The sequence below is a fragment of the Marinobacter sp. SS8-8 genome, assembly GCF_030540945.1.
In the GTDB taxonomy this organism is placed as follows: Bacteria; Pseudomonadota; Gammaproteobacteria; order Pseudomonadales; family Oleiphilaceae; genus Marinobacter.
The window spans coordinates 124,429-139,819 of sequence record NZ_JASSVN010000003.1 but is presented as its reverse complement, the minus strand read 5'-3'; the positions used below and the strand labels follow the sequence as shown (position 1 = coordinate 139,819).

12 protein-coding genes are annotated in these 15,391 nt (G+C 60.0%); 1 reads left to right on the top strand and 11 read right to left on the bottom strand.

The window, feature by feature from the left end:
* The first annotated feature begins 214 nt into the window (after positions 1-214).
* Positions 215-1,606, top strand: a complete 1,392-nt coding sequence (senA, locus tag QPL96_RS04485; RefSeq protein ID WP_303285844.1) for a selenoneine synthase SenA — start codon at positions 215-217, stop codon at positions 1,604-1,606.
* Positions 1,607-1,608: 2 nt separating this feature from the next.
* On the opposite strand, the gene QPL96_RS04480 is transcribed toward senA, so the two are convergent.
* The 11 genes from QPL96_RS04480 to accB all read right to left on the bottom strand — a co-directional run bounded on the left by QPL96_RS04480 (position 1,609) and on the right by accB (position 15,376).
* Positions 1,609-3,183: a cation:proton antiporter family protein gene (locus QPL96_RS04480; protein ID WP_303285842.1), complete on the bottom strand. Its 1,575-nt coding sequence runs from the start codon at positions 3,181-3,183 to the stop codon at positions 1,609-1,611.
* A gap of 109 nt (positions 3,184-3,292) precedes the next feature.
* Positions 3,293-4,231: an alpha/beta fold hydrolase gene (locus tag QPL96_RS04475; RefSeq protein WP_303285840.1), complete on the bottom strand. Its 939-nt coding sequence runs from the start codon at positions 4,229-4,231 to the stop codon at positions 3,293-3,295.
* 184 nt (positions 4,232-4,415) lie between these two features.
* Entirely contained in the window at positions 4,416-6,557 is a 2,142-nt protein-coding gene (locus QPL96_RS04470; protein ID WP_303285839.1) for a TonB-dependent receptor, read from the bottom strand.
* A 185-nt stretch (positions 6,558-6,742) separates the two neighbouring features.
* Positions 6,743-8,029 (bottom strand): phosphoribosylamine--glycine ligase, encoded by a 1,287-nt coding sequence (gene purD / locus QPL96_RS04465; protein ID WP_303285838.1) that lies wholly within the window; start codon positions 8,027-8,029, stop codon positions 6,743-6,745.
* Positions 8,030-8,151: 122 nt separating this feature from the next.
* Positions 8,152-9,732 (bottom strand): bifunctional phosphoribosylaminoimidazolecarboxamide formyltransferase/IMP cyclohydrolase, encoded by a 1,581-nt coding sequence (gene purH / locus QPL96_RS04460; RefSeq protein ID WP_303285836.1) that lies wholly within the window; start codon positions 9,730-9,732, stop codon positions 8,152-8,154.
* A gap of 84 nt (positions 9,733-9,816) precedes the next feature.
* Complete coding sequence (fis, locus tag QPL96_RS04455) at positions 9,817-10,134, bottom strand: DNA-binding transcriptional regulator Fis (protein WP_303285834.1); 318 nt, start codon at positions 10,132-10,134, stop codon at positions 9,817-9,819.
* Positions 10,131-11,126: a tRNA dihydrouridine synthase DusB gene (gene dusB, locus QPL96_RS04450; RefSeq protein ID WP_303286136.1), complete on the bottom strand. Its 996-nt coding sequence runs from the start codon at positions 11,124-11,126 to the stop codon at positions 10,131-10,133. The genes fis and dusB overlap by 4 nt, the downstream gene beginning before the upstream one ends.
* 227 nt (positions 11,127-11,353) lie before the next feature.
* On the bottom strand, positions 11,354-12,589 hold the full coding sequence (locus QPL96_RS04445; RefSeq protein WP_303285833.1) for a DUF3426 domain-containing protein: 1,236 nt from the start codon (positions 12,587-12,589) through the stop codon (positions 11,354-11,356).
* 61 nt (positions 12,590-12,650) lie between these two features.
* Positions 12,651-13,547, bottom strand: a complete 897-nt coding sequence (gene prmA / locus QPL96_RS04440) for a 50S ribosomal protein L11 methyltransferase (RefSeq protein ID WP_303285831.1) — start codon at positions 13,545-13,547, stop codon at positions 12,651-12,653.
* 2 nt (positions 13,548-13,549) lie between these two features.
* Positions 13,550-14,896 (bottom strand): acetyl-CoA carboxylase biotin carboxylase subunit, encoded by a 1,347-nt coding sequence (gene accC, locus QPL96_RS04435; RefSeq protein WP_303285830.1) that lies wholly within the window; start codon positions 14,894-14,896, stop codon positions 13,550-13,552.
* 18 nt (positions 14,897-14,914) lie between these two features.
* Entirely contained in the window at positions 14,915-15,376 is a 462-nt protein-coding gene (gene accB, locus QPL96_RS04430) for an acetyl-CoA carboxylase biotin carboxyl carrier protein (protein WP_303285828.1), read from the bottom strand.
* Positions 15,377-15,391: the final 15 nt, after the last annotated feature.

The window sequence follows — 15,391 nt, the reverse complement described above, 5'->3', positions numbered from 1 at the left end:
ACTAGTCATTGTTTCAGGGGGTTAGAAACAGGGGGTTTTGTCACAGCGTGTTTTCTGTAAAGTCTGCCGACACCGTCTGGAAACCGGGTGAGCGCGCGAGCAAAGCCTGGGGGTGCCACAGCGAGTGCCAGTGATATGTTAACGGAGGTGTTGTTGACCGGCTGGGATACTGATATGCAGATACTTGAGGAGGCTGAGATGAGTGAGGCGAAACATGACGACGATTGATCGCACTGATCAGGCCAGGGCGGAACTGCTGGATCAGCTTCAGTGGACACGGAAACGCACGGAAAGCCTGGTGTGCTCTGTGCCCGAGAAGCTGCTGGATGTCCCCTGGCATCCGGGCGTGAATCCGCCGCTGTGGGAAATGGGCCATGCCGCTTTTTTCTACGAGGTGTTCGTGTTCAACCTGCTCGATGGCACGCCCAGTTTCGACCCGTCCATGGACGATCTCTGGGATTCCTTCCATGTTGAGCACCGCGACCGCTGGAACCGGGACCTGTTTCCCGGGCGCGAGAAAACCCTTGAATACTTCAACACTGTTTACGATCAGGTGGCTGAGCGAATAAAGGCGCAGCCCCTGACCGACCAGGCGCTGTACCTTTACCGCTACGCGGTCTATCACCAGAACATGCATGTTGAGTCACTGATCTGGTGCCGGCAGACCGTTGGCTATCCGGCACCTCCGGGAACGGATCTGTACCGGCCAGCGCCGGGTGTTCAGCATGATGGCGATGCCTTGATTCCTGCGGGGGAATGGTTAATCGGCATGCCCGGTGATTCGGAGCGCTACGCCCGGGAGGATTTTGCCTTCGATAATGAGAAGCCCCGGTTTACTGTAAAACTGGACCCGTTTGCCATTTCAAAGTGTCTGGTCAGTAATCGCCGGTTCCTGGAGTTTGTTGAGGATGGCGGCTACCGGCGGCCCGAACTCTGGTCCTTCGGCGGGCGGAAATGGCTGCAGACCGAATCCGATGTTGCCCTGGTTCATGGCAGTGACGAACCCCTGCTTCGTGTTCCCCGCCACCCGCTGTACTGGCGCTGGCACGATGGCCAGTGGCAGGAGCGGGTGTTTGATCGCTGGCAGCCCCTGAACCCGGATGCACCGGTTACCCATGTGACGTTCTGGGAGGCTGAAGCCTGGTGCCGGTGGGCGGGGCGTCGTTTGCCCACGGAGTTTGAATGGGAGGTGGCCGCCCTTGGTAATCGCCCGGGCAAGCCGTTCCGGCGTTTTCCCTGGGGCAACACGGCGCCGGATGAGCAACGCGCTGATTTGAATGGCCGTGCCATGGCACAGAATCCGGTGTTTGATTTCCCGGCCGGCGACAGCCCCTTTGGCTGCCGCCAGATGACGGGCACGGTCTGGCAGTGGACCAGCAGCCAGTTCTTCCCCTACGACGGCTTCAGGGTGGATATGTACCCGTTCATGTCGACCCTGCAGTTCGGTGATCACAAGGTGACCCGCGGGGGCGGTTGCGCCACCTCCTCCTGCCTGATTCGCGGCACCTATCGCCAGGCTTACCTGCCGGTACGCAACGACGTCTATACCGGGTTTCGCACCTGCGCGCTTGACGAGGAGTCGCCACGTGGCCGCCCTGGGTGTTGAGGCTACACGGATTTGCCGACAATCAGGGAGGGTTTCGCGGGTGTCCTGTCCATCAGGTGGCTGGCCAGGGCGACACCGGTCTCGCTCATGGTCAGGTAGGCCTCGTCGGCGCCGGCTTCCTGAATCTGTCTTGCTTCATCCTGGTACATGGTGTGAGCCACGATAAAGCCCTTGAAACCCATCGTTCTGAGCGTGCGCGCAGCAATCAGTTTGCCCTCGATGTCGCCCATGGCGAGGATCACCGATTCGACGGCGGGCATGTGCAGACCGTTCCAGAAAGAAGCATCCTCGGCGTCTGCGAAGACCACGTTACGTCCTTCCTTCTGATGCTGGGTGACTTTTGCCGGGTCGGAATCCAGGCCCATCAGTTTCGGCTGATCCTCACTCAGCCAGTCATAGGCGGCGGTGCCCGTTCGCCCCATCCCCATGATCAGTACCCGCGTATCGCCCAGCGACAGGGGCTGTTCATCCGGATGGTGTTTGCTGCCCTCAAAACGGCTGAGGCCATGGGCGAAACGCTCGTAAAGCGTGTGGGAGAAGCGGTTGAGTGGCGCGGAAAAGACAAACGAGAGCGACACCGAAATCGCCAGCGGAACCAGCCATTCGGGTAGCGCAACACTCGCGACAATCAGCCCGAACTCGCTGTAGTTGGTCAGGGCCAGCGAACTCAGGAAGCCGCTGCGGGCCCGCAACCGGAACGCCAGTAGCAGGAAAAAGAACAGGATGCCTTTGAGCGGCAGCACCAGGCCAGCGATGACCGCGAACAGGAGGGCCTCCCCATCGGGCAGGCCGCCAATGCCAATCTGCAGGAAGAACCCCACCAGAAAAACCTCTTTTACACTCCAGAGCGACTTGGAGAGTTCCTGGGATCGCGGATGATTCGCCAGCATGGCACCGAACACCAGTGCCCCCAGCTCCGAGCTCAGGCCAACGGATTCGAAGCCCAGCCCGCCAATGACAAGTGCCAGCAAGAGCCCGAGCAGGACCAGCAGTTCGTCGTGGCCGCTGGCATCCAGCAGGCGGAACAGCACAGGGCGTAGCAGGGGCAGGCCAAAGATAATCAGTGCCCATTGCGAGGGCGTCTGCCCGGCGGCCACGCTCATCACGACCAGGGCGATAAGATCCTGCATGATCAGGATGCCAATGGCCACTCGGCCGTGAAAGGCTCGCAGCTCCCGCTTGGATTCCAGGACCTTGGCGGCCAGTACGGTAGATGAGAACGAGAGCGCGATGGCCAGCAGAAAGGCGGTCTTCCAGGACAGTTCCATCAGCAGATAGAGGCCCGGCGTAAAGATGGCGCAGGTGATCCCGAAATGCAGCAGGCTTCCACCAATCACCTCCGGGCTGACCACGGACCGGAGTTTCAGCTTGAGCCCCACCGTGAACAGCAGAAGCAATACACCCAGGTGCGCAATTCGCTCAAGGACGTCGGTCTCTTCGATCACGACGCCGGTTGTTTCGGCAATGCCGCTCAGAACAAAACCCGCGGCCAGGTAACCGACGAGAGGGGGGAGCCCCACAAGCTTGACCAGAAGGCCAAGACCAAAGGCAAAAGTTATCCAGATTGCTTCAGGCATGAGTGGTCAGTTCAGAGGTCAGGGGCATAATGCTTGCTAGGCTACCCTGTTTTCCCATGCCCTTGTAGTCGCTGAGGGCGGAATTCCATGACTTTTGCGGAAATCCGGTTTACTCCGCCGGCGGCCCGATAAATTGCCGGAACAGTTGTGCGGACTCCTCGGGGGCTTCCAGCATCGGCGCGTGGCCGATTCCCTCCATCACCTCCAGCCAGGCATCGGGTATCGCCGCCACAAAGATCTCACCGTTACGGTAGTTGATGACCCGGTCTTCCTTGCCCCAGACGACCAGTACCGGCGCCTTGATCCGGGTGATGGCATTGCGGAAGTCCGACTCGAAACCGGCATCGCGAATGGCGGCAAAAATGACCTCGTTGACCTCCCGGTTGGCGATGGCCCGCTCCTCCATCACGCCCAGAATGGGCCAGGGTATGAAGGGTTCTTTCTCCAGGGCAAAGTCCATCAGGCGCTTGAAGTCGCCGGGCTGTTTCGGGATGAGGGGGTTGTCGCCCTCCATGACCAGTTTCACCAGTTCGCTCTCGTATTCCAGGATGCCGGCGGGGCTGAACAGTACCACTGATTTCACCTTGTCCGGATGATTGGCGGCATAGAGGGCGGCAATTGCCCCGCCCATGGAGTTGCCCATGACGTGTGCCTCATCAACCGACAGCGCGTCGAGGATGCGTGCGACATAACCGGCCTGATCTTCCAGGCGGTAGCCGATGTCGAGGGGCTTGCTGCTGTCACCATGCCCCGGCAGATCGATCGCATAGACATTGAAGTCGTCGGTCAGGTGGCCGGCCAGACGGGTCCAGTTGTCCTTGTTGGCCCCGAAGCCATGGATCATGACGATGGTGTCGCCTGCGCTCACTTCCTGGTTCCTGAGATAGGCGATGTCAAGGTTGCCCACTGCCACGCTCGCCGCCTCCAGACCCGCCGATGATCGTTCAAAATCAATCGCGGTCTGGTAGATGTCCTGACGAGAGCAGGCACTGAACAGCAGGGAAGCGGCCAGTATGATCAGCAGGTATACCGGTGACGGGCGGCGCATCGAAGGGACTCCTTTGGGCGATGTGGTCGGAACTTTGTGTCCGCAGTCTACCTTACTCTCGGGCCGGAGAATGGGAATTGCTTCCCCTGCCCGGCATAAAAAAAGACCCGGCCAACGGGCCGGGTCTCATCAGTGGGCCATTCACAGCGGGTTCGCCCGGAAACCAGGCCAACCCGGTCATTCGTCAGAAATTAACGCTTAACCCCAGTGAAGCGGTACGCGGCAGGTTCGCCATGGCGCCATCGGGCCAACGTGAGACAATTTGCTGTTCATCGAACAGGTTGTCCACTTTCAGGAAGACATCGGCACTGGCGGTCAGTGCGTAGCGGCTGATGAAATCGACCAGGAACAGGGACTCGGTCTCGTCCAGTTTCGTGGCGGTGTTGTTGCATCCCGCGCTGACACACATCTCATCGACGTAGGTGGCCACAAGGTAGTTGTCCCAGCCACTCGGGTGTTCCATGCCTGTCCGGAAGCTCATCTGGTTTTCAGGTACGTCCTTGAGCTGATCGCCTTTTTTCAGGCCCGAAGCGGCATTGTCCTTGCTGATTTCCGCCTGGGTAAAGGTGTAGGTAAGGCTGACCGGAAGGTAGAACTCGCCTGCCCGGGTGCCGGTCTGGAGCTGGAACTCAACACCGGAAATTTCAGCCTCGCCGGTTACAAAACTGCCAGAGGTGGCGCCATTGCTGCACGGCGAGCCCACGGAACAGTTTTCGGCCTTGTTGGAGAAGTTGCTGTAGAAGCCGATCATTTCCGCGAAGAACGCATTGCCAAAGTACCGGAGGCCGGCCTCCCAGTTCTTGCTGGTTTCCGGATCTTCGTTTGCCTTGGCACCACCTCCGAGAGGGGAGAAACCCCGGTGCACGCCACCCAGAACCTGCCAGCTTTGGGACAGGTCATAGGTAAAGGAAGCGCCGGGCAGGAGTTCAGCACTGTCATTGGCGCGGGTGCTGTCGACGGTTGTGCGGCCGGGATCCGCGTATTGGGTGCGGCTGGTCTGTACATCCTCGTAGCGCAGGGCGAGGTTAACGCTGAGCTTGTCCGTCGCCTGCCAGGTGTCGAGGGCCCAGAAGCTCAGGGCTTCGCCGGTCTCAAAGCGATTATTGCTGCCCGTGGGGGCGACCGTGTTCTGGAACACCAGAGAGCCGTTGACCTGGTCATAAACATCGACCGGCTGGAAGCGATCCATTTCATCTTCGTGGGCGCGGGCGCCGAAATCAAACTGGTGGCTGCCCATGTCGACATCAAAGTTTACCTGCACGCCCTGGGACAGGTAGTCCCTGGCGTTGTTTTTGTAATCCAGGCCGCTGGCGTCAACTGTGCCGTCCAGAATACCCTGGGCATTGGCGTCGCCGCCGTTTGCCGCGTCGATGATGTTTCCGCCGCCACTGAGCTTGAACCAGTTCCGCTTGAAGTCGTTGCGGTAGAGGGTCGTGCTGCTGCTCACGGTGTCGCTCCACTCGAACTGGTGAGTCAGGCTGATGCCGGAGTGGGTGTTGTTCATCTGGTCGATGCTGGACAGCCCGTAACGCCGGTTCGGATCCTGGCTGAAGTCCGCATCGGTCAGGCCGAGGTAACTGGAGTTGGAGGTTTCCTCGGAGTATTGCAGCTTGGCGGTCACGCTCTGGCGCTCTCCCTGCCAGCGCAGCTTGCCGACGTAGTCCTCGATATCAAAGCCGGTATCGCGGCCGCTGCGGTCAATCTCCTTGAAGCCTTTCGCGGAGCGCTGGACGGTCTCAAGCAGGTAGCCCCAGTCGCCGGCCGTGTCACCATAGGTTGCGTGAACGTCGGTGGAGCCGCGGTCGTTGGTGACTGTCTCAACATAGCCCTGCCGCTGATCGGGAATGGGTGTGGAAATCAGGTTGATGACACCACCGGTGGTTTGTGGGCCATAGCGCAGCAGCGGGGCACCCTTGAGTACTTCCAGCGAGGACATGCGCTTCAGTGTCGGAAAATAATAGGCGGCCGGATTGGAGTAGGGCGCCGGTGCGATCAGAATGCCATCTTCCATCAGGGTAATATTACTGCTGCGCTCGGCCGTGGCGCCGCGGATGCCGATATTGGGGCGCAGGCCCAGGCCTTCTTCTTCCCGCACATAGACGCCCGGGACGGTTTTCAGCACCTGGTTGATGTCGGTCTCAACTTCGGTTTTCAACTGCTGCTCACCAACGACGTAGCCCGATCCCGGCAAGGTCTGGGCTGCGGATGCATCGCCAATGATTTCCATGGGTTCAAGCATCTGGGGCTGATCATCGCCGGCGGCCCAGCCGGCGCCCGAGGCAAGGCTGAGCGCCACGGCCAGTGATAAGCGGGAAGGTTTAAACATGCGGTTAATCTCCATTACCATTCGTTTTTGGAAATGTAAGTGACAATCATTGCTATTCAGTGCGACTGGAACTTTACGGTTCTGTAACTATAAAGTCAATAGCCGATGCTTATGATGCGGGGCCAGGAGAAGCAATCCCCGGCCAGGCCGGGGATTGTAAATATGACCGGACCGGGCAGCCCGGCTCAGTTGGCCTCGCGGCCGATGGCGCGGTGGCCGATGTCCCTGCGATAGAACACCCCATCCCACCGGATCCGGGAGGCCAGCTCATACGCGCGCTTCTGTGCTTCGGTGACGGTACTGCCCAGAGCCGTGGCACAGAGTACCCGCCCGCCATTGGTGACTACCCGATCCCCATTGAGCCGGGTTCCGGCGTGGAAGACCTTTTCACCGTCAGTGTCGGTGTCGGGCAGGCCGGAGATAACGTCACCCTTGCTGTAGCTGCCCGGGTAGCCGCCGGCCGCCAGAACGACACCGACCGAGGCGCGGTTGTCCCACTCGGAGGAGTGCTGGTCGAGCCTGCCATTGATGGCGGCATCGCACAGCTCCACCAGATCGGACTTCATCCGCAGCATGATCGGCTGGGTTTCCGGGTCGCCAAAGCGGCAGTTGAACTCAATGACTTTTGGAGCACCGCTGGTATCGATCATCAATCCGGCATAGAGAAAGCCTTTGTAGGGGTGACCCTCGGCCGCCATGCCGTGCACCGTCGGATAAATCACCTCGTCCATGATGCGCTGGTGAACATCGGCGGTCACCACCGGCGCCGGCGAATAGGCGCCCATACCTCCGGTATTGGGGCCGGTGTCACCGTCGCCAACCCGCTTGTGATCCTGGGAGGTGGCCATGGCCAGCACATGTTCGCCGTCCACCATCACAATAAAGCTGGCTTCCTCGCCTTCGAGGAATTCCTCAATGACCACGCGGCTGCCGGCATCGCCAAAGGCATTACCCGCCAGCATGTCCCGGATAGCGTCTTCGGCTTCGGCCAGGGTCATGGCAACAATCACGCCTTTACCGGCGGCCAGGCCATCGGCCTTGACCACAATCGGCGCGCCCTGCTCGCGCACATAGGCCAGGGCCTCATCGACATCGGTGAATTTGCCGTAGCCTGCGGTCGGGATGCCGTGGCGCGCCAGAAAATCCTTGGTGAAGGCTTTCGAGCCTTCCAGCTGGGCAGCACCTGCGCTCGGGCCGAAGACCCGCAGCCCCCGCTGCTCGAATTTATCCACGATACCGGCCACCAGCGGAGCTTCGGGGCCGACGATGGTAAGCCCGACATTGTTGGCCGCCGCGAAGTTGGCCAGGCCGTCCAGGTCCATCACGTCGATATCAACATTTTCCAGACCGGCTTCCCGGGCAGTGCCGGCGTTTCCGGGTGCCACGAAAACACGATCCGCTTTCGGGGATTGTGCGGCTTTCCACGCAAGGGCGTGTTCACGTCCGCCGTTGCCGATCACAAGAATATTCATGAGTTTTCTACCTTGAAGCCGGTTAACCCGGGGTCAGAAGAAGGCTTTCTTCTGACCCCACTTTCCTATGTTCACGAGTCGGATCGGGGTCAGAACTGTGGTTCTGACCCCATGTTCAGGTATTAATGCCTGAAATGGCGCATGCCGGTGAAGACCATGGCAATGCCGTGCTCGTTGGCCGCAGCAATCACTTCCTGATCGCGCATGGAGCCACCGGGCTGGATAACAGCAGTAATGCCTGCGGCGGCGGCGGCGTCAATGCCGTCCCGGAACGGGAAGAAAGCATCGGAGGCCATGACGGAGCCTTTCACTTCCAGGCCTTCATCGGCGGCCTTGATGCCGGCGATCCTGGCACTGTAGACCCGGCTCATCTGGCCGGCGCCGACGCCAATGGTGCGTCCGGCCTTGGCGTAGACAATGGCGTTGGATTTGACGTACTTGGCCACTTCCCAGGCAAACAGCAGGTCATTGAGCTCCTGCTCGGAGGGCTGGCGCTCGGTGACCACCTTGACGTCTTCCATAGCCACCATGCCCAGGTCCCGGTCCTGCACCAGCAGACCGCCGGTCACGCGCTTGAGGTCCATGGCGGGTGCGCGGTCGCCATCAAACTCGCCACAGGCCAGCAGACGCACGTTTTTCTTGGCAGACACCAGTTCCACGGCTTCGGGTGCGATGGTGGGGGCGATAATCACCTCTACAAACTGCCGGTCGATGATGGCTTTGGCGGTTAGGGCGTCCAGCTCCCGGTTGAAAGCAATGATGCCGCCGAAGGCGGAAGTAGGGTCGGTAGCAAAGGCCAGATCATAGGCCTGACGGATGTCGGCACCAATGGCGACACCGCAGGGATTGGCGTGCTTGACGATCACGCAGGCCGGGTCGGCGAAGGGTTTCACGCATTCCAGGGCGGCATCGGTGTCTGCCACGTTGTTGTAGCTCAGCTCTTTGCCCTGCAACTGCCTGGCCGTGGCCACGCAGGCTTCCCTCGGCTTGCGCTCGGTGTAGAAAGCCGCGCGCTGGTGCGGGTTTTCGCCATAGCGCATGTCCTGCACTTTCACATATTGAACGTTGAAGGTGCGGGGGAAGTCAGCGTTGTCGTTGTCTGGCGTGCGGCCGCCCAGATAGTTGGCGATGGCGCCATCGTAACCGGCGGTATGTTCGAACGCCTTGACCGCCAGATCGAACCGGGTGCTGTAGCTCAGTTGGCCGTCGTTGGCATCCAGCTCTTTCAGAACCCGGCCGTAATCGGACACGTTCACCACAATGGCGACGTCGTTGTGGTTCTTGGCGGCAGCACGAACCATGGTCGGGCCACCGATATCAATGTTTTCAATGGCGGTTGGCAGGTCACAATCCGGGTTGGCCACAGTTTCCTCGAAGGGGTAAAGATTGACCACCACCATATCGATGGGGCTGATGCCATGCTCGGACATAACGACATCGTCGGTGCCCCGCCGGCCAAGGATGCCGCCGTGGATCTTCGGGTGCAGGGTTTTTACCCGGCCATCCATCATCTCAGGGAAACCGGTGTAGTCGGAGACTTCCGTTACCGGGATGCTGTTTTCTTTCAGGAGGCGGTAGGTGCCACCGGTGGAGAGCAGCTCTACGCCGCGTTCGGTCAGGGCACGTCCGAAATCGACGATGCCGGTTTTATCACTCACGCTGATCAGTGCGCGACGGACGGAGGTGTTAGCCTGATGTGCCATGGGTCACTTTCTTCGCTGGAGATGAACGAATAAGGGCCTCGCGAAGGATGTCCGGGAGGCCCTCTGTAAGTCAGGGTGTCTGGATTATAGCAGACCGTACTGTTTCAGCTTCTTGCGCAGGGTTCCGCGATTCAGCCCAAGCATGGTGGACGCCTTGGTCTGGTTGTTGCGGGTGTACTTCATCACCTGTTCCAGCAGCGGGGCTTCCACTTCGGAAAGGACCAACTGATAGACCTCGGTGACCGGAGCGCCATCCAGCTGGGCGAAGTAGTTTTTCAGGGCAACCTCAACGCTGTCACGGAGGGTGACGCTGTTGCCGCCGCTGCTCAGGGTCTGCAACTGATGGGTGTCATCGTTGGCCGGGGTGCTCAGGTTGTCGTTTGCCAAAGTCTCAGCGCTCATGCTGCGAATACCTCTCCATTTCGTAAGTCTGCAAAATACCGTTGAATGGTGTCTCTTTGCTCCAGCGCATCATTAATGGCGTTGAAGCCTTTACGGAACTGTTTACCCGGGTCGTGGGACTGCAGATACCAGCCCACATGTTTTCTGGCAATGCGCACACCCATGGTCTCGCCGTAGAAGGTGTGCAGCTCCTGAAGATGCCCGGTCAGGATGTTCTCAACCTCATCCAGCTCCGGGGCGGGCATGTGGCGCCCGGTTTCCAGGAACTGCTGAATCTCCCGGAAGATCCAGGGGCTGCCCTGGGCCGCGCGGCCGATCAGCAAGCCATCGGCTCCGGTGTGTCGGAGCACGTCCCGCGCTTTTTCCGGAGAGTTTATGTCACCGTTGGCAAACACCGGAATGCCAATGCGGGATTTTACCTCGGCGATGGTGTCGTACTCCGCATTTCCCTCGTATTTGTCCGCACGGGTACGGCCATGGATGGCCACGGCCTGTATGCCGGCGTCCTCGGCCATCCGGGCAACAATCAGCGCATTGCGATTGTCCCGGTCCCAGCCGGTACGCATTTTCAGGGTTACGGGAACATCGACTGCGTTGACCACCGCCTCAAAAATATCGCGGACCAGCGCTTCATCCTTCATCAGTGCCGAACCCGCCGCCTTGTTACAGACCTTCTTGGCCGGACAACCCATGTTGATGTCGATGATCTGGGCCCCGAACTGGGCGTTCTGTTGCGCGGCGTCGGCCAGCATTTGTGGATCACCGCCGGCAATCTGCACCGAGCGGGGCCCTGGTTCGCCTTCGTGGTTCAGGCGTGTCCTGGACTTGCGCGTATGCCAGAGCTTGCTGTCCGCTATAACCATTTCCGACACGGCCAGGCCGGCACCGAGTCTCCGGCACAACTGCCGGAACGGGCGGTCTGTTACGCCAGCCATGGGCGCAACAATCAATGGGCTGGGCAAGGTGTACGGCCCGATTTTTGCCGTTGGCAGCATGATCTGAGTCCGTGTCACAGCGGGTTAAGCAAGGTCGGATCTGAGCAATTGTTCAATTAATAACCGATCCATCATCCGAAGGGCGCTAATGATACCGCCGGGGGCATTCTGATTGAAGGGGCTGGAGGCTGAAAAAACTGACTATTTTTCGCTCTTTCTGGTTGACTTTTGTTCTGTGCAATGGTCGCCGGCAATGCCTGCCGGGTAAATGCTTGCCTGCTGTATCAGGGTGAGTTGGGGCGAAACAGAATGTTGTAGTTCACGGCATCGCGGCCAGGATCCCGGATGCTGATGGCGATTCGCACGGGCGTATCAGTAGGCATGGCGTCCAGTTCTTTGCCTTCCCCGGCGAGGTATTCTTCGGGCGTGAACACGCTTTGGGCAACCACATCGCCGTTCAGGTTGGAGAAGGTCAGGGCAATGACCGGGAACGGCTGTTCGAAGTCGGCGCGATTGATGATCACGGCGTCAACAACCAGTTGGGAGCGGTTATCCGGGTCGGTCCTTACCACCAGCTTCCGGCTCTGGATGGCATCGACGTTAATCAGCGGTTTGAGCTCGCAGCCTGCCAGTTCGCAGCCCTTCTCGTAAAACGGTCGCAGCTCCGGGATGGCCGACAGGCGATCAAACTGGAACCAGGTCACCTGGGCGACCAGAACCCCCACCAACCCCAGAACAATCAGACTCCAGACCAGGGTCCGGATGCGACTACCCCTGCCGGAGTCAACGCCAACGGGATCTCTCCGGAGGTCCCTGAAGGGTGGTTCGGCATGGAATGAATCCCCCGGGCGATCTGGCTCATCAAGGTAAAAACCGGACTCGCCAGCAAACTCATCGGAAGGATCACTGTCCCTGGCGGGACTGGAGCCGGTCGAAGACCGTGGCTGTGTGTGTTCGAATACCGGCTCTTCCTCAAGGCTCAGCTCTGGTCCGGGTTCCGGCCTGGTTTCGGGCTCCGGGGCTGATTCCGGTTCAGCGCGAGTGGGAGCCGAAGGTGCCCGGGACGCCGGCTCGTCATCCTGCAGAATGGCTTCGGCCCAGCTTTCATCCACGTCTTCGTTCGAGGTGTCGGTGTCGGCATCCTTGTAGTCCGTCGCTTCGCGCTCGTCGAAACTGCGGAAGCTGTCACTGAGCTCGTCATCGGAGAAGGTCAGTTTAGTGCCGGCATAGCGGCCTTCCGTGGCATCCTCCTCCGGGTTGTCGGCAAACACGAAATCCTCTTCGCTGGTGCCGGAAGCGTCGGTGTCCGGCGATGACGGGCCGCCTGCCGGATTCGCAGGCTCCGGGGATGTTCGTGGTTTCTTGCCGCTGCCCGGGATAATCTGGTGTTCAATGGCATTGAACACGCCCATGCAGTTCCCGCAGCGCACCTTGCCCTTGGCAATGCCAAGCTGTTCGTCGGTTACCCGGAAACGGGTCTGGCAGTTCGGGCACTGTGTCTGCAGGCTGCTCTGGGTCATGCTTCTTCCTGAAAGCGACTGGGCTACGAGTGTCGGAGTTTAGTCGTTAAGACCGTATTCGTCATCTGTCGTTGCGCCGCCCTGTGAGGCGTATCCATTCTTCCCTCTGTTCGGGTTCATCCATAACGAACCAGGGCTCGTAGGCCGCCACCACCTCCCGGACCTGATTGGACAGGATGCCGGACAGTACCAGATCCCCGCCGGGTCTGGTCCGGGAGGCAAGGTGGGGGGCGAGGCCGATCAATGGCTGGGCCAGGATGTTCGCCAGCATGACGTCCGCCTGCTTGTCGGGCTCGTCCTCCGGCAGATAAAGGGCCAGCTTGCTGTCGTCGACGCCATTCCGGCGAGCGTTTTCCCGGCTGGCCTCAAGGGCCTGGGGGTCGGTATCGACACCAATGACAAGGTTTGCGCCCAGCAACAGGGCAGCCAGGCCAAGAATGCCCGAACCGCAGCCATAATCGATGACCTGCTTGCCCTGCACATCCTGCCCGTCCAGCCACTCCAGGCAGAGGGCAGTCGTCGGGTGGGTGCCGGTCCCAAAGGCGAGGCCGGGGTCCAGCATCAGATTGGCCGCATCTGGGTCCGGCGCCTCGTGCCAGCTGGGAACAATCCAGAGCCGTTCACCGAATTTCAGGGGCTGGAAATCGTCCATCCAGGCCCGTTCCCAGTCCTTGTCTTCAACCAGTGTCACTTCGATTTCCGGGAGGGCCTGCTGGGTTTGCTGGTGCCAGGCATTGCGAACATCAGCGCACAGTTGCTCGATGTCCCGGTCGGAGTCAAACAGGCCGGTGACGGTGGTCTGACTCCACAGTGGTGTGGTACCGGGGTCCGGCTCGTACAGGGGCTGATCGGCGGCATCCTCCATGGAGACGGCGCCACAGCCCATCTCCATGAGCAGGTCCTCCAGTTGGTCCGCGTTGTCCGGATCGGCCGGGATCTGGAGTTGTATCCAGGGCATGATTAATCCCGCATCAGTTTCTCGAGGTAGTGGATGGTGAAGTCTACCTGTTTGAAGCCACCATCGCGTACCAGCTTCCGATGCAGGGGCTGGTTGGTCTTGATGCCCTCGACCAGCAGTTCGTCCAGCGCGTTCTTCATGCGCCGCCGTGCGATCTCGCGATCATCACCCCAGGTGATCAGTTTGGCGATCAGGGAGTCGTAGAACGGCGGCACCGTGTAGCCACTGTACATGTGCGAATCAACCCGCACACCGTTACCGCCAGGCGCATGGAAGTGTGTGACCTTGCCCGGGCTTGGCACGAAGGTTTTCGGGTCTTCCGCGTTGATCCGGCATTCGATGGCGTGCCCGGAAATGCGGATATCATCCTGGGTGTACTGCAGCGGCAGACCGCTGGCAATACGCAGCTGTTCGCGGACAATGTCCACGCCCGTCACCATTTCGGAGACCGGATGCTCAACCTGAACCCGGGTGTTCATTTCGATGAAATAAAACTCGCCGTCCTGGTACAGGAACTCAAAGGTGCCGGCGCCAACGTAGCCAATTTCCTTGCAGGCATCGGTGCAGGCCTTGAGGGTACGCTCCCGGGATTCCGGATTGACGTTCGGGGCCGGCGCTTCCTCTATGACTTTCTGGTTCCGGCGCTGCATGGAGCAGTCACGGTCGCCCAGATGAATGCAGTTGCCGTGCATGTCGGCCAGCACCTGAACCTCTACATGCCGGGGTGTTTCCAGGAATTTTTCCAGGTACACCGTCGGATCGCCAAAGGCATTCTTGGCCTCGCTCTGGGTAATCTGGACGCCTTTGAGCAGGGCCGCTTCCGAGTGAACCACCTGCATGCCGCGACCACCGCCGCCGGACGCGGCCTTGATCATCACTGGGTAGCCGATTTCCCGGGCAATGCGGAGTGTCCGCTCTTCGTCGTCGTCGAGCGGGCCGTCTGATCCCGGCACGGTCGGAACGCCCGCCTTGATCATGGCGTTGATGGCAGACACCTTGTTGCCCATGAGGCGAATGGTTTCGGCTTTCGGTCCGATAAAATGGAATCCGCTTTTCTCGACCTGTTCGGCGAAATCGGCGTTCTCGGCAAGAAAACCATAGCCGGGGTGGATGCCCACGGAGTCGGTGACTTCTGCCGCACTGATGATCGTCGGGATGTTCAGGTAGCTGTCGGTCGGACTGTTGGGGCCAATACAGACGGATTCGTCTGCCAGGCGTACGTGCATCAGATCACGGTCGACCTGGGAGTGCACTGCCACGGTCTTGATGCCCAGTTCCTTGCAGGCGCGCAGAATCCGGAGGGCAATTTCACCCCGGTTTGCGATCAGAACTTTCTCTAACATGGCCATGAGTAGCTATCACCGTGTTCAGGAAATGACGACCAGGGGCTGGTCAAACTCTACCGGCTGGCCATTCTCGACCAGGATCTCCGTGATGGTTCCGCTCTTGTCGGCCTCGATCTGGTTCATCATCTTCATGGCTTCCACGATGCAGACCACATCACCCACATTGACGGTCTGACCGACTTCCACAAACGCCTTGGTGGTCGGAGACGGGGAACGGTAGAACGTGCCCACCATCGGGGATTTCAGGGTGTGGCCGGCCGGAACTGCTGGCGCAGGGGGGTCTTCCGCGGCCGGTGCAGGCGCCGCCGGAGCGGGTGCTGCCTGGGGCGCAGGGGCCGGGTAATGGCTCATGTAGTGGGTGCCGGCGGCCGGCTCGCGGCGGCGAGATATGCGCACCGAATCGTCGGCCTCATGAATCTCCAGCTCCTCGACATCAGATTCCTCAAGCAGCTCGATCAGTTTCTTGATTTTGCGAATGTCCATAGTCAGTCCAGTCCC

Coding starts and splice junctions, on each gene's coding strand:
- senA (WP_303285844.1), top strand. CDS start 215: ATGACGACGATTGATCGCACTGATCAGGCCAGGGCGGAACTGCTGGAT.
- QPL96_RS04480 (WP_303285842.1), bottom strand. CDS start 3,183: ATGCCTGAAGCAATCTGGATAACTTTTGCCTTTGGTCTTGGCCTTCTG.
- QPL96_RS04475 (WP_303285840.1), bottom strand. CDS start 4,231: ATGCGCCGCCCGTCACCGGTATACCTGCTGATCATACTGGCCGCTTCC.
- QPL96_RS04470 (WP_303285839.1), bottom strand. CDS start 6,557: ATGTTTAAACCTTCCCGCTTATCACTGGCCGTGGCGCTCAGCCTTGCC.
- purD (WP_303285838.1), bottom strand. CDS start 8,029: ATGAATATTCTTGTGATCGGCAACGGCGGACGTGAACACGCCCTTGCG.
- purH (WP_303285836.1), bottom strand. CDS start 9,732: ATGGCACATCAGGCTAACACCTCCGTCCGTCGCGCACTGATCAGCGTG.
- fis (WP_303285834.1), bottom strand. CDS start 10,134: ATGAGCGCTGAGACTTTGGCAAACGACAACCTGAGCACCCCGGCCAAC.
- QPL96_RS04445 (WP_303285833.1), bottom strand. CDS start 12,589: ATGACCCAGAGCAGCCTGCAGACACAGTGCCCGAACTGCCAGACCCGT.
- prmA (WP_303285831.1), bottom strand. CDS start 13,547: ATGCCCTGGATACAACTCCAGATCCCGGCCGATCCGGACAACGCGGAC.
- accC (WP_303285830.1), bottom strand. CDS start 14,896: ATGGCCATGTTAGAGAAAGTTCTGATCGCAAACCGGGGTGAAATTGCC.
- accB (WP_303285828.1), bottom strand. CDS start 15,376: ATGGACATTCGCAAAATCAAGAAACTGATCGAGCTGCTTGAGGAATCT.